Here is a 26,490-nt window from a genome sequence, read left to right on the forward strand (position 1 = left end):
ATGAATAGTCTATTAAAGTGGTTTGAAAATCGTGTTGATCCTTATCCTAATGAAGGACTCAATGAGCCCTTGCCTAAAACTTTTTTTGCGTTCGTTTGGCAATCTGCTTTTGGCGTAAAAAAATATTTGCTGTTATTGATTTTATTTACTGCTGCAACTGCGAGTTTTGAAGCAATTTTTTTCTCACAAATCGGACATCTAGTAGATTGGCTAACACAGTCCACACCTGAGAATTTTATTGAAAATCACAAGAATAATCTGATTATTTTATCTTTATTTTTAATTGGTAATATTTTCTTTGCCAATATGCAATCTATCATCCGACATCAAGTATTGTACAGTAGTTTTCCAATGCGTTTGCGTTGGCGTTTTCATAATTTGCTATTAGGTCAAGGACTAGATTTCTTCCATAATGATTTTGCGGGGCGTTTGTCTGCAAAAGTGATGCAGACTGCTTTGGCAGTCCGTGAATTTTGGGTAATTCTCGGCGATATGCTGACCTATGTGATTATTTATTTTATTACCATTAGTGTTGTTCTCGGTGCTGTTTCTCCTATTTTACTGATTCCATTGTTGATTTGGTTAACTCTCTTCATTTGTGCTGCTTATTATTTTATTCCTCGTTTAGGTGCGATTTCTAAGCAACAAGCGGATGCACGTGCAGAAATGACTGGACGTGTTACAGATGCTTATACCAATATTCAAACCGTAAAACTGTTTGCACATGCAGGTCGTGAAAGCCAGTATGCCAAAGCCTCTATGCAAAAATTTATGCTGACTGTATTTCATCAGATGCGTTTAGGCTCGATGTATGAAATTTGCATTAATTTACTGACGTTTGTTCTATTTTTTGGAGTACTAGGCACAGCAGTTTGGTTGTGGTTAGAAGGTCATGCAGCTATTGGAGTGATCGCAGCGACCACAGCCATGATTTTAAAGCTCAACAGCATGGCTGAATTTATGATGTGGCAAACCTCAATGCTATTTGAAAATATTGGGACAATTCAAGATGGTATGAATACTCTAGGCAAGCCGATTAAAATTCAAGACAAACAAAATGCCAAACCCCTACAAATTCAGCAAGGTAATATCAAGTTTGAAGATGTCAGCTTTGCTTATAATAATAAAAATGTGATTGATCATTTTAATTTAGACATCAAACCTGGTGAAAAAATTGGCATCGTTGGACGCTCTGGTGCAGGAAAATCAACCCTAATTCAACTACTTTTGCACTTTTATGACATCAACCATGGTCGCATTTCTATTGATGGACAAAACATTGAAGATGTTACTCAAGATAGCTTAAGAAAAAATATAGCTTTGGTGACACAAGACACATCTTTATTACACCGGACTGTGGCAGAAAATATTAAATATGGTCGCCCCGATGCCAGTGATGAAGAAATGTTTGAAGCGGTCAGAAAAGCCAAAGCAGAAGAATTTATTCCTCAGCTTTCTGATCTACGTGGACGTACAGGGTATGATGCTTTTGTCGGTGAACGTGGGGTAAAATTATCTGGTGGTCAACGTCAACGTATTGCGATTGCCCGTGTATTTTTAAAAGATGCACCGATTCTCATCTTAGATGAAGCAACCAGTGCTTTAGACTCAGAAGTAGAAGCAGCCATTCAGTCAAGTCTAGATGATCTAATGCAAAATAAAACAGTCATTGCGATTGCACATCGTTTATCCACCATTGCACAAATGGACAGATTAATTGTTTTAGATCAAGGTAAAATCGTTGAGCAAGGTACACACGATGCGTTAATTGCTCAAAATGGCATTTATGCCAATTTATGGCAAAGACAAACTGGCGGTTTTTTGATAGAACAACAACGTATGAAAGAAAAGGAAGATGAATAATGTTGTATTTAGAAGATCTAAACGTAGGTGATCAATTTAAGAGTCGTGAATACGAAATTACTTTGGCAGAAGTTTTAGATTTTGCACAAAAATACGATCCACAAGTGTTTCATACAGATCCTGAAAAAGCCAAAGATCATCCTATTTTTAAAGGTTTAGCAGCCAGTGGTTGGCATACTTCTGCTATTGTAATGCGCTTATGGACAGAGTGTTTTCCTGTGGCATATGGTTTAATAGGATCAGACTCAAGTTTACGCTGGCCTCGTCCAACCCGTGTGGGTGATAAAATCTCTGTTGAAGTTGAAATTGTGTCAATTACCCCATCGAAAACAAAAACAGATCGTGGTATTGTCAGTTATATTACTCAGGCAAAAAATCAGCATCAGGACGTATTACTGATTTCTACAACAAAAATTATGGTTTTTAAAAAAGACTTTGACAAAGTTTAATCACGCTGTTGTCTTACAATTTTTTCAGTATTTTTTTTAAATCATGACAATATGCACACTAAGAACATATGTTGAGAGCAATGGATAGCATATGAAGAATACTTCAGCTCGCCAAGATCAGGGAATTCCTGGTGTTTATGGACTTTTATTATTAGATATCGTATCTCGTTGGGGTTACAGCGCTGAAACTTTTTTTGCGCCTTTTCCTTTTAAAAGTGAACAACTGGCTGAGCCGGATTTTCGTGTACCTACTCCCATGGCCAATGAGTTGGTTAAACACGCCTTAAAATTAACAGGTGAAAGTACGCTTGGCTATCATATCGGGACACAAATGCGCATCTCGATCCATGGTTTTATTGGTTATGCCATTATGACTGCCAATGACATCACCGATGCGCTCGTGCTCGCCAATCGTTTTATTCAGTTACGTATGCCCTTTTTACAATTGTATTTTTCCACTTTTGGAGAAAAAGCGACTTTACAATTACAATGTGATATTGATATCGAACCTCTAAGAACTGAAATTGTCATGGGACTTACCTTTGGTATTATGACCATGGCAAGAGCATTAACTGGTATTGAAGATCTAAAAGGTGATATTGACTTTGATTTTCCAAAACCTGAAGGCTTTGATAAATATATAGATAGACTACAAAATCGCTATCAAATGCGTTTTGAACAACCGCATCTGATTGCCAGTTTTGACAAGTCTTATTTGGGCTTAAAAATGGTCAATGCTGACCCAATTGCCAGTCAAATTGCGATTAATCAATGTGAAGCTGAGTTGTCTGCGATCGGTGAACGTCGCCGTTTGTCAATGCGTGTACGTGATATTTTGACACATTCAGAGCAACACTACCTCAGCATTGAAAATGTAGCTGAACGTTTACATATGTCTGATCGCACTTTAAAGCGTCAACTCGCAGCAGAAGGTACCTCTTTTTCTACGTTGGTAGATGAAGTGCGTTATCGTCATGCGACCTCATTATTGTCTAGAACAGACTATACGCTTGAGCAAATCGCTGATGAACTTGGCTATAGCGATGTTGCCAATTTCAGTCGTGCCTTTAAACGTTGGAGTGGGCGTAGCCCAAGCAATTGGCGTAAAGACCCGTATTTATAACAGTTTTAAATCTTTTGTTTTTTCACAAAACCCTGTATAACACGTAGAAAAATAAATTGAAGCTTTAAGGAGTCCTCATGAATCATCCTTCTGAACTGAAGTATGCTGCAACCCATGAATGGGTACGTATCGAAGGCGATCTAATTGTTACAGGTATTTCCGATCATGCACAAGATGCGCTTGGTGACCTTGTCTATGTAGAAAGCCCAGAAGTAGGTCGCCAAGTGACTGCTGGGGAGGCTGTAGGTGTAGTTGAGTCAGTAAAAACAGCATCGGATATTCATGCACCCATTTCTGGTACTGTCGTTGAAATCAATGAAGCACTTGATGATGATCCAGATTTTGTCAATGATGAGCCGTATGGCAAAGGTTGGATCTATAAAATTAAAGCAGATAATCCTGCTGATGTAGAAAAGCTACTTAATCATACTAAATACGAAGCTGGTTTATAAACTTGACTACACAAATAACCATCTAAATATAAAAGGAATCATCGTGATTCCTTTTTTGCATTATTTAACATGATATTTCAACTATACTCTTGCCTACTATTGTACTAAAATTAAACATATTTTCTCATTAAACGACTTTTAAAGTTATTTACATCTCCTTCAATCCTCAGGTAATTTATGTCAACTGTAAATGCACAACATTTATGGAATAAATCCTTTATTCTTTGTTTAGCAAATAACTTATTTTTATTCATTTTTTACTTTGCGCAAACCACGATTTTGCCTATTTATATTTTAAACGACTTAGGTGGAAGTCTAGCTCAAGCGGGTTTGGCAATGACTTTATTTATGTTGTCATCCATCGCAGTTCGCCCTTTTAGTGGATTAATCATCGAAAAACTTGGGCGTAAAAAAACCTTATATATCTCTGAAACACTGTTTTGCTTATTTGCGGTGGCTTATTTATTGGCTGATAATTTAACCATGTTAATGATTATTCGTTTTTTACATGGGATTTGGTTCAGTATTTTAACCACGGTCACTGTTCCGATTGCCAATGAATTTATACCAGAACAACAAAAAGGTGAAGGTATGGGCTATTTTGTAATGTCGATCAATCTCGGTATTGTACTCGGACCTTTAATCGGTTTAACCTTGATCCAATCTACTTCATATTTGACTGTTACCGCCATTTTAGCTGCGATTATTTGTTTAGGTTTTGCTTTATGCTTTTTGATTCCTATTCAGCAAACTCCAATAACGTCGGAGAATACAAAAAAAAGAAAGTTAAATATTCATGATTTTGTTGAAAAAAATGCGCTTCCTGTATCCATCATGGCAATGATCACGTCATTTTCATATGCCAGTATTATGTCATTTATTTCTACTTTTGCAGAATCAAAACATTTACTTGCCTATGCCAGTGCCTTCTTTGTAGTTTTTGCGATTTCCATGATGAGCCTACGTCCAATTACCGGTAAAATTTATGATCGTAAAGGTGCAAATTATGTGATTTACCCTGCGATTACACTGTTTGCAATAGGCTTGATTGTTTTAAGTCAAGTTGAAAATGTCAATTGCTTTCTTATTGCTGCTGTATTGATAGGTATGGGTTTTGGTTCAGCGCAACCTTGCTTACAAACCCTTGCTATTCAACGCTCACCTAAACAGCGAATTGGACATGCAACTTCTACTTTTTTTACCTGTTATGACATCGGAATTGCCTTAGGTTCTATTCTGCTTGGTATGATCATTGCGGATTTTGGCTATAGTTTTACTTATTTACTTTGTGCAATGATCACTGCATGTAGCTTAATTTTCTATAAATTTATTGTAAATCGCAAAGCAATATAAAACGAGAAATAAAATTGAGCCGTGAAATACGACTCAATTTTATTTCAATTTAAAAATTTAAATCAATATTGTCAAGAATAGAGCCGACTATATCTTTTGCGCCTTTTCCCAGTTCCATCACCAGCTCTGTCAAATCAAAAAGATCAACCGCTCCTGAACCATCAAAACTTGAAGATTGTTGCTCTTGCTCAGCCTGATCTAATTGTTCCATTTCAACTTCTTCATTTGTTATCACTTCTGGAGGAGTAGATTCTTGCATAATTTTTACTCTATTTTCAAAAATCAACTTAATTTAGCATATCAACTTGGATAGAAATGTTGCAAATAAATTTATTTTTCTTCAGTTAAATTTCCACAGCTCAAAAACAAAATATTTTCACCATTACATTGACTAATAAATTTAAAGCTATTTTGCTATAAGATTAAAGATATTTACCAATATAAGAAGTAGAGGTGGTTATTCTTCCACAATATCAGCAAAATGAGCACCTAAAACCTTAGCTAAATCACTTGGATGAATACCTATATCTAACCCTCTTCTCCCACCACTAACATACATTGTTTCTAAGTCTTTTGCACTTTCACAAATTACGGTTTTTAAACGCTTTTTTTGCCCAACTGGACTAATTCCACCCACTAAATAACCTGTTAAGCGCTCAGCATCTTTTGGGTTTGCCATATGTAGTTTTTTCGTACCAAAAGCTGCTGCAACTTTTTTTAAGTTCAGTTGATGACTGACAGGCAATACTGCAACGAAATAATTTTTGTCATCGGTCACCATCAAAGTCTTAAATACTTCTTCTACATTTAAAGCTAGTTTTTCTGCTGCCTCCAAACCAAAACTCTTGGCATTGACATCATGTTCATACTCATGGATTGAAAATTCGATTTTGTTTGATTTCAAAACTTTACATGCTGGTGTCATAATTTAGAATTCTTTGAAAATGAGTGATAATTATAAGCCATCTTTATATGAGATGTTAAACTGCTTAGGCTATTTTATCATTTTGTTTAAGAGGCGTTCTACATTCAAGGTTGAGTTTAAGTTTAGTGAACCTTTTGTAGTTTACTATAGCCAATTTAAGAAGTTGAAATAAATTATAAAATTATCAATAAAATAAAGCCCCATTTGGGGCTTCGTAGTCTAAACACTTAAATACTTATAACTTTTCTACCAAAATTCGATCAATCTGTTTTAAACCAGTTTGCTTTTCATGGTTTTTACGGCGAATTTTAATTTGCTTATCATCAGCCAAATCTTGTAATAACAACTCAACAGCAACCATCGACTCAAGTGGTAAATCTTGTCCAATCCACTTCTGTTCTCCTGCATCCATCAGGATAATTTCATCATTAATTTGATCATAAAGGCTCATATTTTCCTCACTTATGGCAAATGTTTCACCATATTTCAAGAACATTGGATGAATGGCATAACTATATACCTTTTGCTAAAAACTGCCAGTATAATTTGGTTAATTTACCAGCAATTTTAAAAGATATATCCAAAATAAAACGCCTCACGTAGAGGCGTTCCATATCTGACTGAAAAAGTTAAGCTGTTAATTCTTTTACAGCTTTTACCACTGCTTCAGTCGTAATACCAAAGAATTGGAATAAGTCTTTTGCTGGCGCTGACTCACCATAAGTGGTCATACCGATCACTTTTCCATCTAAACCAACAAATTTCCACCAATAATCGACATGCGCTGCCTCAACCGCAACACGCGCACGAATATTGGACGGAAGAACCGCTTCACGATAAGCAGCATCTTGTTTTACAAATTCTTCAGCACATGGCATAGACACGACACGCACACCTTCAAGTTGTGCATATGCTTCCATTGCTAACGCAACCTCTGAACCTGTTGCAATGATGATTGCTTTTAATTCACCTTTTTCTTGTGCCAATACATAACCACCTTTCGCAACGTCAACAATCTGCTCTGCTGTACGTGTTTGGAAAGCTAAGTTTTGACGAGAGAAAATTAATGCAGTCGGACCTTCTTTACGCTCTAAAGCAGATTTCCAAGAAATAGACGCTTCGACTGTATCGCATGGACGCCAAGTATTTAAGTTTGGCGTTCCACGTAAAGATGCAATTTGCTCTACAGGTTGGTGTGTAGGACCATCTTCACCCAAACCGATTGAGTCATGCGTATACACATGGATCACACGTTGTTTCATTAACGCAGACATACGCACAGCATTGCGTGCATATTCCATAAACATCAAGAATGTTGCAACATAAGGAATGAAACCACCATGCAATGCAACACCATTGGCAATCGCAGTCATACCAAATTCACGCACACCATAATGTACATAATTACCCGCAGCATCAGACTCAACGCCTTTCGCACCTTTCCAAAGGGTTAGGTTAGAACCTGCAAGATCAGCAGAACCACCTAAAATTTCAGGAAGTAGTGGTGCAAAAGCTTGAATCGCATTTTGGCTGGCTTTACGTGTTGCAATGGTTTCAGCTTTTGCATTCACTTCTGCAATATAAGCATCCGCTTTTGCAGCAAAATCAGCAGGTAAATCACCTTCTAAACGACGCTTTAACTCCGCAGCTTCTGTTGGATATTTTGCTTGATACGCTGCAAATGTTTCATTCCAAGCTGCTTCAGACGCAGTTCCTTTGGCTTTGGCATCCCAAGACGTATAAATATCTTCAGGAATCACAAAAGGTTCTTCTTTCCAGCCTAATGCTTCACGGGTTAAAACAATTTCGTCATTACCAAGTGGCGCACCGTGGCAATCTTCTTTACCTTGTTTATTTGGTGAACCTAAACCAATCACAGTTTTACAAATGATTAATGTTGGTTTAGCCTTTTCAGCTTGTGCTTCAACAGTCGCTGTACGAATTGCATCTGCATCATGACCATCAACTTTCAACACTTGCCAACCATAAGCCAAGAAGCGTTGTTCTGTATCATCAGAGAACCAACCTTCTACTTCCCCATCGATCGAGATCCCATTATCATCATAATAGGCGATCAATTTACCTAAACCTAAAGTCCCTGCCAATGAACATGCTTCATGAGAAACACCTTCCATTAAGCAACCATCACCTAAGAAACAATAAGTGTAATGATCAACAACTTTAATATCTTCTTTGTTAAATTGTGCCGCTAAGGTTTTTTCAGCAAGTGCAAAACCAACGGCATTGGCAATGCCCTGACCCAATGGACCTGTGGTCGTTTCAATCCCAGGTGCATAACCTAACTCAGGATGACCTGGTGTTTTTGAATGTAATTGACGGAATGCTTTCAAATCTTCGATTGAAAGATCATAACCTGTCAAATGTAATAATGCATATTGAAGCATTGAACCATGACCATTTGACAATACAAAACGGTCACGATTTGCCCATTGTGGATTAGTTGGATTGTGGTTTAAAAATTCACGCCACACCACATCAGCAATATCAGCCATCCCCATTGGTGCACCTGGATGTCCAGAGTTTGCTTTTTGCACAGCATCCATTGCGAGTACACGAATTGCATTGGCAATACGACGTTCATTCAGTGGGGTTGTCATAGATCAGAGTCCAATAAATTTGAAAATAGAACAAGATGAATAGAGATTCAAAAACCTCTATATTGTCGTAAAAAAACGATCAAGCGTAAAGCCTACAAAGGCATATTTATTTATTCCTCACGTAAAAGAACAAAAAATATGCAAGTTAACCGTATTTTAAACTGATAGATTTTATTGATTAACAGATAAATCAATATATATAAACTTCAATATCTTAAAAATTGATATCTAAAATAGATTTAACGCTAATTTAGAAATTAACATATAAGATTATTAAAACCCTTTTATATAACTTTCAGCTAAATCACACTAATCATGCTTAAGTTTGATGAAATCTTGGTTAAAACTAAAAATATCAATTGGAAATAAAATTAGCGCACTAAACCATTCGGTTGTAAAATAATTAATGCTGCACCACACAACACGATGACACCACCAATCATATCCCAACGGCTTAAACTGATGTGATCAACAAATCTTAGCCACATCAACGCTGTAAAAATATAAATTCCACCATATGCAGCATAAATTCGCCCTGAAGCAGCAGGATGCAACGTTAACAGCCATACAAAAATAGCTAGGCTGAGGACGGTAGGCAGCCATAACCACTGACTTTTACTCTGATTTAAAATTAAATAGGGGAAATAACATCCTAAAATCTCAGCAATTGCAGTCACAAAGAATAATATAAAAGTACTTAGTATCTTTGTGATGTGTATATCCATGATTTTAAAATTCTCTTGATAAGACATAATGAAATTAAAAAAATAAGCACATAAAAAACCCGTGATCTACACGGGTTTTTTAAATTTTAGTACAAAATTACGCAGGTTCTGCAGTTTGATCTTCAAAAACTTCAAGCGTAAGACCAACAGCTTTGCCGTTTTCTTTTTTCACAGAAACAGCAACATTACCACCATGATCTGCAAGCTCGCCAAACAAAATCATTTCAGCAAGCGGTTTTTTCAAGTGCTCTTGAATCAAACGTTGCATTGGACGAGCACCCATTAAACGATCATAGCCATTTTCCGCCATCCAATCACGTGCGGATTGATCGACATCAAGCACGACTTTTTTCTCATCCAATTGTGCTTGCAACTCAGTTAAGAATTTATCTACCACTGAATCAATCACTGTGGTCGGCAATGCTTTAAACTGAATCACACCATCTAAACGGTTACGGAACTCAGGAGCAAAGGCACGTTTCATTGCTTCTTGGTTGTCATTACTATTATCTTGTTCAGTGAAACCAATACTGGTACGTGAAATACTTTCTGCGCCGATATTGGTTGTCAAGACAATAATCACATTACGGAAGTCTGACTTACGACCATTGTTATCAGTTAATGCGCCATGATCCATCACTTGTAATAACAAGTTAAATACATCGGGATGTGCTTTTTCAATCTCATCTAGCAATAACACACAGTGCGGATTTTTATGGATCGCATCAGTGAGTAACCCTCCCTGATCATAGCCCACATAACCTGGAGGTGCGCCGATCAAACGAGATACTGCATGGCGTTCCATATATTCAGACATATCGAAACGAACAAACTCAACACCGAGTAATTTTGCTAATTGCTTGGTGACTTCTGTTTTACCCACACCTGTAGGACCTGCAAATATAAAGCTACCCACTGGTTTATCAGGTGATTTCAAACCTGCTCGGGACAACTTAATCGCAGATGCTAAGGCAGTGATCGCTTCATCCTGACCAAATACCACACGTTTAAGATCACGCTCAAGATGTTCCAATACAGACTTATCATCTTTCGATACGGTTTTTGGTGGAATACGTGCAATTTTTGACACAATATCTTCGATATTTTCTACAGTAATCAGTGTATCGTCTTGTTCTGCTTTTAAGCGACGTTGTGCACCTGCTTCATCAATCACATCAATGGCTTTGTCTGGTAAAAAACGATCATTAATAAATTTTGCAGATAATTCAACCGCAGAAACTAAAGCTTGATCCTCATATTTCACATGATGGAACTCTTCAAACTTGGTTTTTAAGCCACGTAAAATATCAACAGTTTCTGAGATTGATGGCTCATTTACATCAATTTTCTGGAAACGACGTGATAATGCATGGTCTTTTTCAAAAACTTGACGATATTCTTGGAATGTCGTTGAACCGATGCAACGTAAAGTTCCATTTGCCAAAGCAGGTTTGATTAAGTTTGATGCATCCATCGTGCTGCCCATACTTGAGCCTGCACCAATAATCATATGAATTTCATCAATAAATAAAATCGCTTCTGGTTTTTTCTTTAACGCATTTAAAAGTTGTTTTAAACGCTTCTCAAAATCACCTCGATACTTTGTACCTGCAACCAAAGCACCGATATCTAAGCTAAACACTTCCGCATTGGCAAGCGGCTTAGGTGCTTTACCATTGACAATTAACCAAGCCAAACCTTCAGCAATTGAAGTTTTACCAACACCTGGGTCACCCACTAAAAGTGGATTATTTTTACGACGACGGCAAAGAATTTGCGCGGTACGCTCAATTTCTTTTTCACGCCCAATGAGTGGATCAGTCTTGCCTTTTTGTGCTTCAGTATTCAAATTTAAAGTATAAAGTTCTAGTGGACCAGCATTCACATTCGAGGCAGACTCACCATCTAAGTCTTCAACTTCTTCTTCAACCTGAATTTCGTCTTTACGTTGACCATGTGATAAGTATTGAGTCAAGGTTAAACGATTAATTTGATGACGTTTCAGTAAATACACTGCAAATGAATCACGCTCTGAATACATTGCAACCAAAACATCTGCACCTTCGACAGTGCGATCCCCACCACTCGATTGCACATGGAAAATTGCACGTTGCAAGATACGATCAAAACTTTCAGTTGGGTGTGGTGCTTGGTCACTATTTTCACCAAGCTTAGGTGTATGCTGTTCTACATATTCTTCTAATTCTTTACGAAGACTTACAATTTCTGCACCACACGCTTTAAGTGCATTTACTGCAGAATCGTTGTCTAATAAAGCCAATAACAAATGTTCAACCGTAAGAAACTCATGTCTCTTTTGACGAGCCATGCTAACAGCCAAACGTAAAGAAACTTCCAATTGACGACTGAGCATGTAATCCCCTTATTCTTTTGGCTCAATCTGACAAAGTAATGGATGACCTTGTGATCGAGCGTAATTATTTACTTGGTTGGCTTTTGTCTCCGCAATGTCTCTTGGATATACGCCAGCTTCACCTTTTCCTTCATAATGTACTGTTAACATTACTTGAGTAGCTTGGTCAAGATTCAAAGCAAAGTATTGTTGTAAAATTTCGATTACAAAGTCCATTGGTGTGTAATCATCGTTCATTAAAATAACAGCGTACATCGGTGGACGTTTTAATTGTGGTGGTGCAGTTTCCACTGCCACATCGCCATCCATCTCCTCATTTTGCTGCGAATCACTTAAGCGTGGATTAAAATGCCAATCAACATATCCTGTTTGTTGAAAGGATAATTTTATTTCATTTAAATTGGTTTTACGTTTATGGGTTCGCATATATTTTAAATTCATAAGTTATTGAGCATTGGCTTCAGCTTGAGGAATTTCAGAAGCAAATGCTGCTGAGTTTTCTACAGGTTTACCTCTCGACCAACTGAAACGTTTTACTACTGGTGCTGCACCATTTAAACGAATTTCAATAAATTGAGGAGTAAAACCTTTCGGCATCGTCCAACGTCCTGTTAAACGTTCAAAGTCTTCAAAATTATAGCCCCCGTCTTCCATTGGAATGGTGAGCACTTCTGTACCACTAATTAAGCGCAGTTCTGCTGAACCTGTTGCACGGCGATTATTTGGACTCACTTGAACCAAATCAATCTGATATTCATAAGCATTTTCAGGCAAAGCTTTGACTGCAATATTTTGCACTGTCAAACTCAAACCACCACGCTGCTTTAATACATCACGATAAACCTTGTTTTTTCCATCCACTTGCTCTTTTTCAGCTTTGGCTTGATTCAATGCTTCAAACAAATCTTTGGTATTACTTACCGCAACATCACGCTCTTGCACAGCAGCATTCAACGTTTTATTCAAATTGGCTAATGTTGCTTTTTGCTTTTCCACAACCTCGACCAATTGCTCTGCATCAGCATCATACCCCACAACCGTTAAACCTTGACGATGCCCAACGGTATAACCTAATAGCATACTTCCTGCACATAAGACGACACCACCTGCTAGAAGTGGCAAACTGCCATTCATTAAATTTTTTTTAGGTTTTGGCGCTGGTTGTTGTGACGCAGTATTTGTTTGTGTATTTGGCATCGTCATCTCTGATCAGTAGTTGCATCAAAACACACATTTAACCGTAAAGTTAAATGTGTGTGAAGTTGAAAAGCGTTTTTTATGGTAATAATCCGATGCTTTGTAGTCCAGCACCTTCATCAAAACCAAACATTAAGTTCATATTTTGTACAGCCTGACCTGCTGCGCCTTTAACCAAATTATCTTGTACTGACAAGATCACCAATTTTTTTGGTTGTGGTTTATATAGCGCGATACGCAACTGATTTGCACCACGCACGGAACGCGTTTCAGGTGAGCTATTGGCTGGCATCACATCCACGAATTGCTCATTGGCATAAAACTCTTCATACAAACTTTGCATATCAAGTGCATCACCTACATCTGTTAAATCGATATAAATCGTACTGAGCATTCCTCGAATCATGGGCACTAGATGTGGAACAAAAACGATATGGTCAAATACACCTTTGTGTCCTGAAATATTTTCCAATGCTTCCACAATTTCAGGATGATGGCGATGTCCTGCCACACCATACGCTTTAAAATTATCTGCATTTTCAGAATAAATCATGCCTAGGCTGGCTTTGCGCCCTGCACCCGAAACACCTGATTTTGCATCAATAATAATGCTTTCTGGTTTCACTAAGATGTCTGTATGTTTAAATAATGGTGCTAAGCCTAATTGTACCGTAGTAGGATAACAGCCTGGATTACCCACTACTTTTGCTTGCTTGATCTTGTCACGATTTAACTCAGATAAACCATAAACAGAGTCTTTTAAAATCTCAGGACACGCATGTTCAAGCGCATACCATTTTTCAAATTGCGCCAAATCTTGCAAACGAAAATCAGCAGCTAAATCAATCACCTTGGTATTTGCAGCAACGAGTTCTGCTGCATGCTTCATAGCAACACCATGCGGCGTTGCAAAAAACACAACGTCACATTGCTTTAAAGTATCAATTTCTAAATCTGAATATTGAAGATCGGTATGTCCACGCAAACTTGGAAACATATCGTCTACACGCTTCCCTGCTTCAGTACGTGATGTAAGAACATTCACCTGTACATTCGGATGTCGCAGTAAAAGACGCAACAATTCAACGCCTGTATAACCTGTACCACCGACAATACCAACTGAAATCACGTTTATTACCTCAAATTCAAAAGTATCCATTTTCATGTGCTAGTATGACAGGAAGTTTGTCTTTTCTAAACTATTTCAGTTGGTTTTCTTTTTATTTAAAATAAATTAAACAAAATAAAACAGTTCTTTGTCTGAAAATAGCCCAATTAAACTTAAAGTAATTTCTGTTTTTCTTTTTTTATTTTAAATATGAAGGGATGTATGTTTCGACGTAGAATATATACATGATATATATTAATAAATTTGATTTTAAAATGATATATTTATCAAAAAATTCAGTTACTCTAAAATTTAAGTTAATTGAAAATTAATGTTTTTTATCCCATTAAATGAATTATTTTATATATTAAATTGATTTTTTTCATGATAATAGCCTAGTGATTATGCACAACAAGATGTAACATAACGCATCGAAAAAATAATAGCCGTAGGATTTTCATGCGCGAGTACAGTGTTTTTACTTCTGAATCAGTAAGCGAAGGCCATCCAGACAAAATGGCGGATCAAATTAGCGATGCTATTTTGGACGCAATTTTAAAAGAAGACCCATATGCACGAGTTGCCTGTGAAACGTTAGTAAAAACAGGTGCAGTTGTGCTTGCTGGTGAAATTACCACCACTGCCAATGTGGATTTTGAATCTATTGTTCGTCATACCGTAAAAGGTATCGGTTATCATCATACTGACTTAGGTTTCGATGGTTCGACTTGTGCCGTCATCAATATGATTGGTAAACAATCTCCAGAGATTGCACAAGGTGTTGATCGTCAAAAACCAGAAGATCAAGGTGCGGGTGACCAAGGCTTAATGTTTGGATATGCGAGCCGTGAAACTGACGTACTTATGCCTGCGCCGATTTCTTATGCGCATCGTTTAATGGAAAAACAAGCAGAATTACGTCGTAGTGGTACCTTACCGTGGTTACGTCCTGACGCAAAAAGTCAAGTCACTTTTGCTTATGAAAATGGCAAACCTGTACGTTTAGATGCTGTAGTACTTTCCACTCAACACGATCCCGATATTTCACAAGCCAATTTAAAAGAAGCTGTGATTGAAGAAATCGTGAAAAAAACCATTCCAGCAGATATGTTTCATGCAGGAACAAAATTCCATATCAACCCAACAGGTTTATTCGTGATCGGTGGTCCTGTAGGTGACTGTGGTTTAACGGGTCGTAAAATCATTGTAGATACTTACGGTGGTATGGCACGTCATGGTGGTGGTGCATTCTCAGGTAAAGACCCATCAAAAGTTGACCGTTCTGCAGCTTATGCAGGGCGCTATGTTGCAAAAAATATTGTTGCAGCAGGTCTTGCTGACAAATGTGAAATCCAAGTGTCTTATGCAATTGGTGTTGCTGAACCAACCTCTATCTCAATCAATACCTTTAATACAGGCAAAGTTTCTGATGAATTAATTATTCAATTGGTTCGTGAACACTTTGATTTACGCCCCTATGGTATTACCCGTATGTTAGACCTTTTACAACCAATGTATAAGCAAACTGCTGCTTATGGTCACTTTGGTCGTCAAGGTTCGGATCATGCATTTACGTGGGAAAAAACAGATAAAGTTGAAGCTTTAAAAGCATCAGCTAATCTATAATTTTTAATGACTTTCTAAAAGCTCGCCATAGGCGTAATGCCAGTCAGTTAAGAAATTGACTGGCATTTTCTTGGATATTTTTGTGCTTTAATTTTCACGACTCGTGAACATTCTCTCTGCCTTTTTTCAGGTAATACAAATATTTTTGATTGTTCAAATAATTGTGCTAAATGTTTAGGTAAGTTTCCTGCTGACTCTAAAGGCGTATGTCTTAAGATATTGATAATACCTATGGATGCAATATGGAAACTGATCCTTAAAGGACTGACATTTGCATGTTGGGCGATAAATTTCATCTGTCGTCTCAAAATATTATAAGCTATAAATACACCCCACAATTCTTGATACACCAAATCAGGTTGCTTACTTCTTAAAACCTTTGAATCCTGTAAATCACTTTTAATTTCTCGATAACACATTTCTATTTCCCAACGCTGCATATAAAGCATCGCAAGGTCTTTGAATGGATACGCTTTAGAATCTGTCAATGATGTAATGTAACGCCTCGTTTTTCCTGCATATTCAACTTCAAGCAAACGGGCTTCCCAATAATCACCTAATGCTGGATTGATCTTTTTTGCTCTTGGTGAAACAGGCATTTTTATCTGAAAGTCATGGGCGGCATTATTGTGAATAACTTCATAACGAAGGTTATCTTTTGCACGCATCAACCAATGACTTTCTTCTGCCTGAGATTGCCAACTCACTAAAAAATCAGCAGAGAAGTAAGCACGATCAAATAAGGTAATACTATGAGCAGGTGCTTTTAATTGACTAGCTAAGGTTAATTCACCTTGATCCATACTGCCAATTTGGGCATCGATCATTTCATGTGTATTGGTATTCACAAGACAAGTTGCTCTAACTTGTGGATAAGGAACAACTGCTGTTTTCCCTTTAGAAGAGCCAAAGTGCTTAAAGTTTTCTTCGGTATGAGGCATAGACCAAACCACGCCGTCTACAGCACAAACGCACAGACCATGAAAGTTATTATATTGTTGTTGTGAGTCTTTAAGCCATGCCTGACTTAATGTTGAAAATAAAGCACTCATAGGTTCTAAACCTAAGCGCTGTCTTGCCTGTACCGATGCACTAGGTACACAGTATTCTGTTGTACCGAAAACAAGTTGTAATTGCTGAACTACATACCAAATTGGTTGGTTTCGAAATAGAGCAAGTCCAATGACTAACCAAACAACATGTTCAGCAGGAAGTTTTCTTTTTCGAATGGATGCTTTACCTGTTTGATTTAAGCAATCTTCAATCCAGTTTAAATCAATTAACTCACTAAATTGAGAAAGTGAAGGCAAGGTTTGTTGTAATGTTATATCTAAATTCTGAGATAATTTCATAAAAAAAAGAGCGTATTTACATACACTCTTTTTACAGCATTTTAACTTTTTTTGCTTAACTGACTGGCATTACCTGCAAATGCAGGGCTTTTTTATTTAAAATTTTTCTCACGCACATACTCTATAAAATCATAGAATGATAACTTTACAGCTTTCAAATGAAGGAATTTCCCATGCCAGTATTACTACAAGTTGACTTTCCTACCCAAGGACCTTTTTCAGATGAAATGTCGATTGCATTTAAAGAACTTGCTGAAAGTATTAACTTAGAAAAAGGGTTTTTATGGAAAATTTGGACTGAAAATAGTCAAAGCCAAGAAGCTGGTGGTATCTATTTATTTGATAATGAAGAAAATGCACAAAATTATGCAAAAATGCACACGTTACGCTTACAGAGTTTTGGAATCAAAAATATTCGTACAAAATGTTTTTCAGTCAATTTTCCTTTATCGAAAATCAATCAAGCTAATTTTTTAGTTAAAAAATAAATCATACTAGTGCGATGGATTAAATAAAACATGCTTTTCAAGCACTCCATTTGAAAAGCATGGTGAAGATTCATTTTTTCAATGATTAGGCTTATTCGAATCTTGATTTAAAACATCTAACAGCGTGACTGGTTCTGGTGTATCTGTTTGATGATTATTTAAATAAATTTGTCCAAGTTTAAAACTAATTGCTGCAAATAAACATGCAACAATACAAAACATCCAAAACCCATAAGGACTTCGAATATGTTGTGAGCCACAGTGTTGGCATTCCTTGTCGTTTGCAGTAACTACCTTATTACAACAAGCGCAATGATATTGGTATAGCATATCTTCCTCCTGCTATTAAAAAACATTTATTGTTTTTCTAGACGTGACCATTTTATTTTTACAAGATGTCACTATGATTAAATAATCAGATATATGTGAACTTTACAATCTAATTTTTGTATCTACTTTTAAAAATTATTCCGCTTTTATAATATTTTTTAATTTTATCAAAGAATTAAATTTAGTTTTAAAGTCATTGCTCATTTCAGAAATATATTTAACCTCTTATTCATATTCCCCTATTCACATAAATTCTTTAAAATATGAGCAAATTATGAAGAGATTTTGATTGTGATTAAACTCATTAAAAAAGGTGGCTTACGTGAACGTGCAAATCGCAGTCGTCACTATCAAGGTTCTGAAAATACTGAAACTACACTGTTTGCAAATACATATCAACATAGCCAAAAATTAAAAACCAACCTTAAACTAAATGAAGATGAAGCACGTCCAGCAAACCAAGTCGAACCTACAACAGACGAAACGCATCCAACCACAACCATATAGCAAAAATAACGAACAAAGTGCCTGACACGATATCGATATAACCTCCTAATTTTTGGTAAATATTTTTTACTTTAGGCAGAGACATAATGGACATAAACAATGTAAATACTAAAAATGTTTGAATAGGAATGATGATTGCCAATTGTGTTTTTAGATGGATACTGGCAGATGAGCTAAGTGCTAGAGAAAATACACTACTAAAATAAATCAAAGTCTTAGGATTGGATAGATTTGTTAACAATCCCAACATAAAATAGTTTTTAGGTTGTTGCTGAATCACTCCTTCTAATATTGTTTCTTGTTTTAAAGTTAAAATTCCTCCCTTTAGCATCGCATACCCCATTTTCGCTAAGAATAATCCACCAATTAGCATGAGAATTTGCTGAATCCAAGGCCATTGTTCAATTAAAACCGTAAACCCCATGAGTGTTAGTAATACCCATACGATAATTCCTACAGAAATTCCCAATATTATTTTTAAGGTATTTTGACGTGTGGTTGAGGCAGAACTTTTTGCAACAAGTAAGACATCAGGACCAGGACTAAGTTGGGCAAAGAAATGTAACGAACAAATGGTCAATAACAAAGACATGTAGCTTAAATGATGAATATAAAAGATTTATTATACGCTGTGTGAAAAGAATTAGGTGAACTACAAAATTAAAAAACACACCTTAAAAGGCATATTTATTCTTAAATTTTGGCATAATTTATTTAAAATTATTCTTATTTTATAGTAAAAATAGGTAAAATACTCACCTTTTAGCGCAGCATACACGACAAAAAACTTGTGCTGAATAAAATTAATTTCAACACAAGTTATTGCATTTATTATTTATTAGTAGCCACAGAAGCTTCAGTGGTAATATTTACAGTAATTTTATCACCTACGTTTGGCATGTTAATTTTATTAATTGAATACAATAACTTAAAATAATTTGGCGAACTATTGGCGTAAATAAAAAGTTATCCACAGTTATAAATAGCAGAAAACCGACTTAGAATTACTTTTAAATCGGTCTCATATTTCAATAAATATAGCACAATTATCTCCCCCCCTTTGACCATAGCAAATTTTGATCCTGCTGATCTATAAAATTCTAAAATGCAAAAAAACATGAATAGATTAGATCAATGTAGCAATTTTTATTGATGACAAATAAAATCTCTTTGACTCAAATTGACAATGGCTTTTAATGTTTTATGGGAAAAAGTTAGGCGAGAGTGGATCTTTTCTAATTGTTCACCTTAATTATAAAAGTGATAAAGAAATTATACTCCCAATTAGAGTAAACTATAGTTATTTATATAAGAATTTTAATAATGGAACTGTTTAGAATTTTTATTCATGATTCATCATTTAGCTTTATTCTTGAAATCATTTTAAGATGTATCGTCATGTATTTGATGATTATTATCTTTTTAAGGTTTTCTGGTAAGCGTGGCGTAAGACAACTTTCGATCTTCGAAATTGCTATTATCTTATGTTTAGGATCAATTGCTGGTGATCCAATGTTTACAGAAGATCTTCCTCTTATACAAGCTCTTACTGTTTTTGTTAGTATTTTAGTACTCTACCGATGTACAACTTATTTAACAATGAAATCAAAAAAAATAGAAAGCTTGCTAGAAGGCAAGCCTATGTATATTGTTGAAGATGGTATGTTGGTTTTAAAAGGCATTAAAAATGAAAAATATTCTTATGATGAATTTTTTTCTGAAATGCGCCAACAGCAAGTTGAACATCTAGGGCAGATAAAAATTGCATTATTGGAAACCGAAGGTTGCTTAAGTTTAATACTATTTCACGATAGTGAAGTAAAATGGGGACTTCCAATTTTTCCAAATGAATACAAACAAACTATTGATTATTACCCAGAAAGATTTTATTCCTGTATGTTCTGTGGAAATACTCGTTTAATTAAAAAAATTAATGAAACATGTGAGCGCTGCCAAAAACAGCATTGGGTTTTATCTATTAATACTAAAAGAAGTAAATAATATCAAACCGTGCAACTTATAAAACAAGCTATACAGAACAAAGGTAGATATTTTAATTTCAAATCTCACTCACCTTGATTGCATCCCCCTAACATATCCGAATGCAAGTTTAGAGTCGAAGTTCACATAATCTACAAGGCATTATACTAATGTTTTTTCTAAGCTGCCTATACGGCAGTGAACAAAATTTTTAGGGCTATTCGGAATATCGTGTGTAATTAATTAAATCATGTTATATTCTGATTTCGGATTATCATGTGGAATAATTAAAATGCAATTAAAACCTATCCGTTCTGGATATGATGCATATCGTAGATTTAAGAGTGGTGAGAATGTTTATACAAAAATATTTGGTGTTGATCCTGTTTTGTGTAAGCAGGATAAATGGGGTTTTGATGACTTCACTTGCGGTCACTTCACATTCTATGAGGGTGTTGAGTATGAAAAAATAAGCCCAAAAGATTTTCTAGAAAAAACAACTAAAGAGGATGTTGAGTATTTTCTTGGACAGGAAAAAAATGCAATCTTTGGTTGGCTTGAGTTAAAAACAACAGATGGTAGATTATTTGAATTAAACATTAACGAGCTTAATAATCTATTGAAGCATTCTAATGACTGACATTCTTGATCTTCCAAATTGGGCAGTATTGAGTGTTGAGCGTGGCAATGAGTTAATCATTAATGCTGAGCATTTGATACAGCCTGAATGTTGTTTAAAGTGTGGATCTAAATCATTTTACAAGCATGGTCCTAAATCTGCTTCATATCGCGACAGTCCTGTGCGTGGCTCACCTGTGGTTATTAATGCAACTCTAAAGCGTTATCGTTGCCGTGTTTGTGGTGGTACGTTTATTCAGCCTGTAACTGGCATGCAACTAGATATGCGGATGACTGAGCGCTGTTACGAGTACATCAAATCTCAAGCATTTGACGATACATTTACACGTATTGCCAACAACATTGGCTGTGATGATAAGACGGTGCGCTCTATCGCTCATGAATATATTGCTGACCTAAACCGATATTACGAGCCAACATTGGTAGGGTGGATCGGAATTGATGAGACAACAATTGATGGGAAATTGCGATTTGTAGTATGTGATCTTACCAATAGAAGACCATTGGATATGCTTCCAGATCGTGAATATGCCACCGTTTCTAACTACCTATGGAAGCACCGCAATGATCCTGTAGAAGGCTTCTCAATGGATATGTGGAAGGCTTACAAGAAAGCAATCAATACAGTATTTCCTGGTACTCCAATCGTAATTGATAAGTTTCATGTCGTCCGAATGGCAAATATAGCAATGGATGAGATTCGAAAGCGAGTAGCTAAAAAGAAAACATCTGCTACTGGACTTGATTGGAAGAGAAAGAAAGTGCTTCTCCGCTTAAGAGCTCATAAACTTGATGAGCATGGAAAATTCAATCTTGATATGTGGCTTGATAACGAGCCTGATTTAGCAATTGCTTACTATCTTAAAGAACTGTTTTATACGATCTATGATCAAAAAACCAAAGATGATGCAATTGAGATTCTTGACGAATGGCTATCTATTGTTCCTGATGAAATGTGTAAAACCAAGCTTGACTTTAAAGCTTTAAAAACCGCTGCAACAAATTGGAGAAAAGAACTCTTAGCCTATTTTGATCATAGAATCACTAATGGCTATACAGAGGCTTTAAATGGTGTTGCTAAAGTTATGAATAGGCAGGGTCGTGGGTATAGCTATGAAATGATTAGAGCTAAATTTTTATTCAGAAAGATGCCAAGCGAAGAGCATTTTAACTATGAAAAACTTGGTTCAATAGTTGCCATTAATGAACAAGTGAACGACCCATCAATTGTAATATCTGCAAGAACAAACTATGCAAACATCAGGCATCTCTTGCTAATTAAATATGAATATCGTTGCCAATCTTGTTTGGGTATATTTCATTCATCCGAACTGATGGCAACTTGGTTAAACAAAAACAAAGAGTACTCTGTAAATAATGCAACTTTGCTTTGTAAACAGTGTAGAAATAGATTTGATTCCACACGGAATGAGTAAATTTAAACTAGCTCTACAGGATAGTTTTACACACGTTATTCCGTAGAGCCATTTTTAGTTAAGTTAAGGTTTTTAATATTTTCTAAGCTGCCTATACGGCAGTGAACCTGCGAAGATTCTGCAAGGTCACAATGTCTTTTTTCTAAGCTGCCTATACGGCAGTGAACTTTCGCAACATTGACAAATAAAAAGTCCACTGTTTCTAAGCTGCCTATACGGCAGTGAACTTCATGTCATTTGCATATCACTAGACCGTATTTTTCTAAGCTGCCTATACGGCAGTGAACCAAGTTGACGCGCTTCTTTACAGCCGACGTCCTTTCTAAGCTGCCTATACGGCAGTGAACATTTCCTCGATATATTTTGTTACATCTTTTGCTTTCTAAGCTGCCTATACGGCAGTGAACATATAAACGACGTTCCCAACCCTCTTTAGCAAATTTCTAAGCTGCCTATACGGCAGTGAACTTACATCTTTCCATGTTTTGATTCCCTCAAGCTTTCTAAGCTGCCTATACGGCAGTGAACAGTAATAATATAGCAAAAAGCAAAGATATAACAGTGAGTTAAAACTTAAAATATCAAAATACCTAAGTTTTCAACCATGCTTATAACTCATTGATTTTATTAATTTATTAAAGAGTCAAAAAATATTGGGTAGAATCATCTCTTACCCAATAAGTTAATTTAACAAGCTATTATCATAAAAACCATACACAACTGTATTATTTCACATGACGAATCAAAACATCCGCAATATCACGTGCAGCTAACCAGTACTTTTCATTAAAAGTTTTCAGCTCAGCGTCATTTGAAATAAAACCAAGCTCTACAATCAAGCCACCATTACTAATAAAGCCAAGCTTTCCACGTGCTGACTGACTTTGATCAATCCAGCCGGCATCTCCACGAAGTTTTGAATTAAAAGCTTTGGCCACAACTTTTGACAGATCCTGTGCAAGCTTTTTATCTTTCGGCAGTGCAATGGTTTCAATACCATAAGCTGCCTTGTTGCTTGCTGCATTCATGTGGAATTCAACAGCAACATCAGAACCTTTAATCAGTTTGATTGCGGTGTTTAAATTATGGTTATCAGAGCCAACACCATCGGTTTTGATTGCGATGCCTTCTTCTTTTAAATAATGCGCTACAGCATTACGGAACTTTGTGACTAATTCAGCTTCTTTGAATTTACCATTGATCGCACCCGGATCTACATTGCTGTGCCCTGCTGTGACTGTGACGAATGAATTTACATTGTGTAAATTTGGCTGTGCAATCTTGCGACCAAGCCAAGCAAGTGCAGGAATTACTAGTCCCGTCACCACAGCATAATACTGATCTGGAATCAACTTATAGTCTACAAGCCACTGTAAAAGCGGAATAAGTATAAGCATAAAAAAAGCTCCCAACATCGGGAGCTTTACGCTTAAGTATTGCCACGCACTTTCATTGATTAATTTCATGTTCTAACTCGCTTTTTGAATTGATCATTCGTTGTTTATATTCTGCTTTACGCATTTCAATCTCATGCAGTTCTTGTTCGCGTTTGTCTTTACGTTTTTGAAATTGGCGATTTGATAAAAAGTTCATAAAGCTAATGATTAAGCCCGCCAAACCAATACCCACACCAATTAGAAAACCCCAATCCAATGCTGCTGCCCATGACACTAAAGTCACCCCTGTACCTGTTACTGTTGTTACTTTCCCCGCAATTGCTGCTGATGTTTCTGCAACTGCGGCTGTTGTTTCTGACATTGGTTTCTCCTAATTTTTGGCAATAAAAAACGCCCTGTTGGGCGCTGGATTTTCTGACGTTTTAAACTTCTATCTGTACAACCTCACCTGTAGGTGCAAGTCGTTTAATCTCTTGATCTGATACAAAAACCCGGTCATTCAACTTATACACTGTACTACTCGTACACATCACAAGCCCTGAATCATCCGCAACTAAAACCTTATAATTTGGATGATCAACACTCGTAATCGCGCCAACGAATTCAGGCGCTTTCGGCATGAGATCAATTAAACGTTGTAAAACATTACTCATTGAGAACACGCTCCACGGTTAAGTTTTGATTGATCACTGCATGTGAGAATGACACAGATACACTTTCTACAATGCCCCACCACTCTGCATTAAATGCAATCACATCCCCCGGCTCACACTCACCAACATCTTTTTGCACAGGGATTTCTAAACTATGGGTTTCAATCATCCCTGCTTTGGCAAGTAATGCTTTACCATAGCCACCCATGCTGACTGCCGTAAATAATGGATTACTGACCGTTTCTTGCAATACATCACCTGCCGTACCTGTGCGTTTGATTTGACCCGTAAAGCCTGTGCGGTCATTGGTTAATGTGACACTGTTATAGTCGGGATAAGGTTCATAATCTGTGGATTGGCTTGTCACCAAACCCTCAGGTAGCAGCCGATCATAATCATCAAATTGCATCGCATCCCAGAAGGTTTTTTTGTATTTTGCTCGAATGCTTAATGTATTAGAGCCTTTTTCGCTATATACAAAGCCACCACCTGCTTCGGCTATCTGTTTAATCGTTGCGATTGGGGTTTGATTGACATAGCTCAAACTATTTGTGGGTACGATCCAACCGAGTTCATCAATTAGTTGCCAATTTAATTGTGCATCGCTATTCACTCGATCCAATTCAGCTTGTACGAGCTGCACAGAAGTTCGTTCATTCTCTTGTAGAAATGAGCGTGTTGGCGAATAAGGCGCATCAAGCAATGCCGTTTGACTTCGCCCTGTCAATTTCCACACATCTTCTGCAAAACGTCTTGAACGACTACGATTTTCAAGCAACATATGGTGAATATTGTCATTCACTTGAATCTTCAAAATCACAGGCTGACCTGCAATTGGCTCTAATTTAGAAATTTCAGATGCAGGTACAGTTAAGTTGTAAGACCAGCACCACTGGCTACGACTCGTGTTGTAACCCCCATCAATCACTGTAATTTTTTCGCCATTATCTAGACGACTGACTTCAATATTATTCACGATATACCACCAGTTTCGAGGTGAAAGACTCGGTATACAATCTTCATCACCAAAATTTAAAACAACATTGTGTGAATCCACTTCATGTAATAAGCAGATAAAATTAAGATCAGTTGAGCCAACATATTGAGGAATTTCAGGCTCTGGCCACGGTTGAACTGGATGCTTGCGATAATAAATTGGTCGAGCTTTTTGCCACGCAAATTCACTTGTCGTGGTTATTTCAAGACCTTTATCCCATTCAAATTGATACGTTTTTTCAAAGTGTTGAGCAACTTCGTGTGAGTATGTAATTTGCTTACGCTTTCTGACTAATTCAACCCAATCAAAATGCCTTTTGATTGATAGTTTTTTGGCTGTTTCATACTGAAATGCATTGGCTTTTCTTAGCCTTAAATTCTCTTGCCAATCCAAATTTAAGTCAGAACTCAGACCTGTAGTTTCTTCAAAAATGCTGCAAATGTTTCGAGTGAGTAATCCTCCTTCTTCATATCTGATACCCACGGCATTTATCTGAGTTAATCCAGCATCATAAAAAAGAGCCTCATTTGAGACTCTTAATATTGGTTTAGACCAAGGCGTTTGTATGGCGCTCAAACACGGCAAAGCTTTTTGATAACCTATGGCGCTGTTTAATGTCACACCGACGATATGGTTGATATCGAAAGTGCCTACAGCCTCTAAAGCGAATGATGTGTCAATATGAATATTGGCTGAGCCATGCACATCAATTGGTGGCTCAACTGCTCCAATTGCTCTAAATCTAAATGATGTGTCGATGCTGATATTTGCATAATTAAACCCATTTTCAGCACCGAAATTTAAAACCAAATTGTGAGAGTCGGTTAGCTTTAACTCTTGTGTAAAGTTCAGAACAACATTTAAAGCATCTGGTGGCGTGTAGTCAGACATTTACCAC

General features: G+C 36.6%; 27 protein-coding genes and 1 CRISPR repeat array. Of the genes, 11 read left to right on the top strand and 16 right to left on the bottom strand.

The window, feature by feature from the left end; translation table 11 throughout:
- The 5 genes from DJ533_RS10345 (at position 1) to DJ533_RS10365 (ending at position 5,240) form a co-directional block, all read left to right on the top strand.
- Positions 1-1,863: an ABC transporter ATP-binding protein gene (locus DJ533_RS10345; RefSeq protein WP_065995304.1), complete on the top strand. Its 1,863-nt coding sequence runs from the start codon at positions 1-3 to the stop codon at positions 1,861-1,863.
- A complete protein-coding gene (locus tag DJ533_RS10350; protein WP_065995305.1) occupies positions 1,863-2,312 on the top strand; it encodes a MaoC family dehydratase in 450 nt (149 codons plus the stop codon). Before DJ533_RS10345 ends, DJ533_RS10350 begins: the two co-directional genes overlap by 1 nt.
- A gap of 91 nt (positions 2,313-2,403) precedes the next feature.
- Positions 2,404-3,435: an AraC family transcriptional regulator gene (locus DJ533_RS10355; protein WP_065995306.1), complete on the top strand. Its 1,032-nt coding sequence runs from the start codon at positions 2,404-2,406 to the stop codon at positions 3,433-3,435.
- A gap of 77 nt (positions 3,436-3,512) precedes the next feature.
- Positions 3,513-3,887 (top strand): glycine cleavage system protein GcvH, encoded by a 375-nt coding sequence (gene gcvH, locus DJ533_RS10360; protein WP_065995307.1) that lies wholly within the window; start codon positions 3,513-3,515, stop codon positions 3,885-3,887.
- A 177-nt stretch (positions 3,888-4,064) separates the two neighbouring features.
- Positions 4,065-5,240: an MFS transporter gene (locus DJ533_RS10365; protein WP_065995308.1), complete on the top strand. Its 1,176-nt coding sequence runs from the start codon at positions 4,065-4,067 to the stop codon at positions 5,238-5,240.
- Between the two features lie 49 nt (positions 5,241-5,289).
- Here DJ533_RS10365 and DJ533_RS10370 read toward each other — a convergent pair whose 3' ends face one another.
- From DJ533_RS10370 to argC, 9 genes are all read right to left on the bottom strand, one after another.
- On the bottom strand, positions 5,290-5,499 hold the full coding sequence (locus tag DJ533_RS10370; protein ID WP_065995309.1) for a hypothetical protein: 210 nt from the start codon (positions 5,497-5,499) through the stop codon (positions 5,290-5,292).
- 198 nt (positions 5,500-5,697) lie between these two features.
- Entirely contained in the window at positions 5,698-6,165 is a 468-nt protein-coding gene (gene ybaK / locus DJ533_RS10375) for a Cys-tRNA(Pro) deacylase (protein ID WP_065995310.1), read from the bottom strand.
- A gap of 235 nt (positions 6,166-6,400) precedes the next feature.
- A complete protein-coding gene (locus tag DJ533_RS10380) occupies positions 6,401-6,616 on the bottom strand; it encodes a hypothetical protein (protein ID WP_065995319.1) in 216 nt (71 codons plus the stop codon).
- Between the two features lie 178 nt (positions 6,617-6,794).
- The gene (gene tkt, locus DJ533_RS10385) at positions 6,795-8,783 is read right to left on the bottom strand and encodes a transketolase (RefSeq protein WP_065995311.1); all 1,989 of its coding nucleotides are present in this window, start codon (positions 8,781-8,783) and stop codon (positions 6,795-6,797) included.
- A 371-nt stretch (positions 8,784-9,154) separates the two neighbouring features.
- A complete protein-coding gene (locus tag DJ533_RS10390) occupies positions 9,155-9,508 on the bottom strand; it encodes a YnfA family protein (RefSeq protein WP_065995320.1) in 354 nt (117 codons plus the stop codon).
- Positions 9,509-9,605: 97 nt separating this feature from the next.
- The gene (clpA, locus tag DJ533_RS10395; protein ID WP_065995312.1) at positions 9,606-11,882 is read right to left on the bottom strand and encodes an ATP-dependent Clp protease ATP-binding subunit ClpA; all 2,277 of its coding nucleotides are present in this window, start codon (positions 11,880-11,882) and stop codon (positions 9,606-9,608) included.
- A gap of 9 nt (positions 11,883-11,891) precedes the next feature.
- Positions 11,892-12,308 (bottom strand): ATP-dependent Clp protease adapter ClpS, encoded by a 417-nt coding sequence (gene clpS / locus DJ533_RS10400; protein WP_065995313.1) that lies wholly within the window; start codon positions 12,306-12,308, stop codon positions 11,892-11,894.
- Between the two features lie 18 nt (positions 12,309-12,326).
- The gene (locus DJ533_RS10405; RefSeq protein WP_228716539.1) at positions 12,327-13,016 is read right to left on the bottom strand and encodes a DUF6776 family protein; all 690 of its coding nucleotides are present in this window, start codon (positions 13,014-13,016) and stop codon (positions 12,327-12,329) included.
- 142 nt (positions 13,017-13,158) lie between these two features.
- Positions 13,159-14,214: an N-acetyl-gamma-glutamyl-phosphate reductase gene (gene argC, locus DJ533_RS10410; protein WP_171488613.1), complete on the bottom strand. Its 1,056-nt coding sequence runs from the start codon at positions 14,212-14,214 to the stop codon at positions 13,159-13,161.
- A 432-nt stretch (positions 14,215-14,646) separates the two neighbouring features.
- On the opposite strand from argC, the gene metK reads away from it, so the two are divergent.
- Positions 14,647-15,813 carry a methionine adenosyltransferase gene (gene metK / locus DJ533_RS10415; protein ID WP_065995315.1) on the top strand — a complete coding sequence of 389 codons (1,167 nt, stop codon included), beginning with the start codon at positions 14,647-14,649 and terminating at the stop codon, positions 15,811-15,813.
- Positions 15,814-15,860: 47 nt separating this feature from the next.
- On the opposite strand, the gene DJ533_RS10420 is transcribed toward metK, so the two are convergent.
- A complete protein-coding gene (locus tag DJ533_RS10420) occupies positions 15,861-17,165 on the bottom strand; it encodes an IS4 family transposase (RefSeq protein ID WP_109849248.1) in 1,305 nt (434 codons plus the stop codon).
- Between the two features lie 173 nt (positions 17,166-17,338).
- Between DJ533_RS10420 and DJ533_RS10425 the strand changes: the two genes are divergently transcribed.
- Positions 17,339-17,653, top strand: a complete 315-nt coding sequence (locus tag DJ533_RS10425) for a monooxygenase (RefSeq protein WP_065995032.1) — start codon at positions 17,339-17,341, stop codon at positions 17,651-17,653.
- 78 nt (positions 17,654-17,731) lie between these two features.
- Here the strand turns inward: DJ533_RS10425 and DJ533_RS10430 are convergent, their stop codons facing one another.
- On the bottom strand, positions 17,732-17,983 hold the full coding sequence (locus DJ533_RS10430; protein WP_065995033.1) for a hypothetical protein: 252 nt from the start codon (positions 17,981-17,983) through the stop codon (positions 17,732-17,734).
- 291 nt (positions 17,984-18,274) lie between these two features.
- On the opposite strand from DJ533_RS10430, the gene DJ533_RS10435 reads away from it, so the two are divergent.
- Positions 18,275-18,490 carry a hypothetical protein gene (locus tag DJ533_RS10435; RefSeq protein ID WP_065995112.1) on the top strand — a complete coding sequence of 72 codons (216 nt, stop codon included), beginning with the start codon at positions 18,275-18,277 and terminating at the stop codon, positions 18,488-18,490.
- Here DJ533_RS10435 and DJ533_RS10440 read toward each other — a convergent pair.
- A complete protein-coding gene (locus DJ533_RS10440; protein WP_065995034.1) occupies positions 18,453-19,082 on the bottom strand; it encodes a LysE family transporter in 630 nt (209 codons plus the stop codon). The two genes, DJ533_RS10435 and DJ533_RS10440, sit on opposite strands and share 38 nt — an antisense overlap.
- 731 nt (positions 19,083-19,813) lie before the next feature.
- Between DJ533_RS10440 and DJ533_RS10445 the strand changes: the two genes are divergently transcribed.
- The 3 genes from DJ533_RS10445 to DJ533_RS10455 all read left to right on the top strand — a co-directional run bounded on the left by DJ533_RS10445 (position 19,814) and on the right by DJ533_RS10455 (position 22,545).
- Positions 19,814-20,491 (top strand): DUF421 domain-containing protein, encoded by a 678-nt coding sequence (locus DJ533_RS10445; RefSeq protein ID WP_065995035.1) that lies wholly within the window; start codon positions 19,814-19,816, stop codon positions 20,489-20,491.
- Positions 20,492-20,762: 271 nt separating this feature from the next.
- Positions 20,763-21,110 carry a hypothetical protein gene (locus tag DJ533_RS10450; protein WP_065995036.1) on the top strand — a complete coding sequence of 116 codons (348 nt, stop codon included), beginning with the start codon at positions 20,763-20,765 and terminating at the stop codon, positions 21,108-21,110.
- Complete coding sequence (locus tag DJ533_RS10455) at positions 21,103-22,545, top strand: ISL3 family transposase (protein WP_065995037.1); 1,443 nt, start codon at positions 21,103-21,105, stop codon at positions 22,543-22,545. The genes DJ533_RS10450 and DJ533_RS10455 overlap by 8 nt, the downstream gene beginning before the upstream one ends.
- Positions 22,546-22,624: 79 nt before the next feature.
- Positions 22,625-23,073: direct repeats of the CRISPR family, unit length 28 nt; unit sequence TTTCTAAGCTGCCTATACGGCAGTGAAC.
- Between the two features lie 197 nt (positions 23,074-23,270).
- Here the strand turns inward: DJ533_RS10455 and DJ533_RS10460 are convergent.
- From DJ533_RS10460 to DJ533_RS10475, 4 genes are all read right to left on the bottom strand, one after another.
- Positions 23,271-24,011 carry an N-acetylmuramoyl-L-alanine amidase gene (locus DJ533_RS10460; protein ID WP_065995038.1) on the bottom strand — a complete coding sequence of 247 codons (741 nt, stop codon included), beginning with the start codon at positions 24,009-24,011 and terminating at the stop codon, positions 23,271-23,273.
- On the bottom strand, positions 23,995-24,303 hold the full coding sequence (locus DJ533_RS10465) for a hypothetical protein (protein ID WP_065995039.1): 309 nt from the start codon (positions 24,301-24,303) through the stop codon (positions 23,995-23,997). Before DJ533_RS10465 ends, DJ533_RS10460 begins: the two co-directional genes overlap by 17 nt.
- 61 nt (positions 24,304-24,364) lie before the next feature.
- Positions 24,365-24,595: a hypothetical protein gene (locus DJ533_RS10470; RefSeq protein ID WP_065995040.1), complete on the bottom strand. Its 231-nt coding sequence runs from the start codon at positions 24,593-24,595 to the stop codon at positions 24,365-24,367.
- Positions 24,588-26,483 (bottom strand): hypothetical protein, encoded by a 1,896-nt coding sequence (locus DJ533_RS10475; RefSeq protein WP_065995041.1) that lies wholly within the window; start codon positions 26,481-26,483, stop codon positions 24,588-24,590. The genes DJ533_RS10470 and DJ533_RS10475 overlap by 8 nt, the downstream gene beginning before the upstream one ends.
- Positions 26,484-26,490: the final 7 nt, after the last annotated feature.

Source organism: Acinetobacter defluvii (assembly GCF_001704615.3).
Classification (GTDB): domain Bacteria; phylum Pseudomonadota; class Gammaproteobacteria; order Pseudomonadales; family Moraxellaceae; genus Acinetobacter; species Acinetobacter defluvii.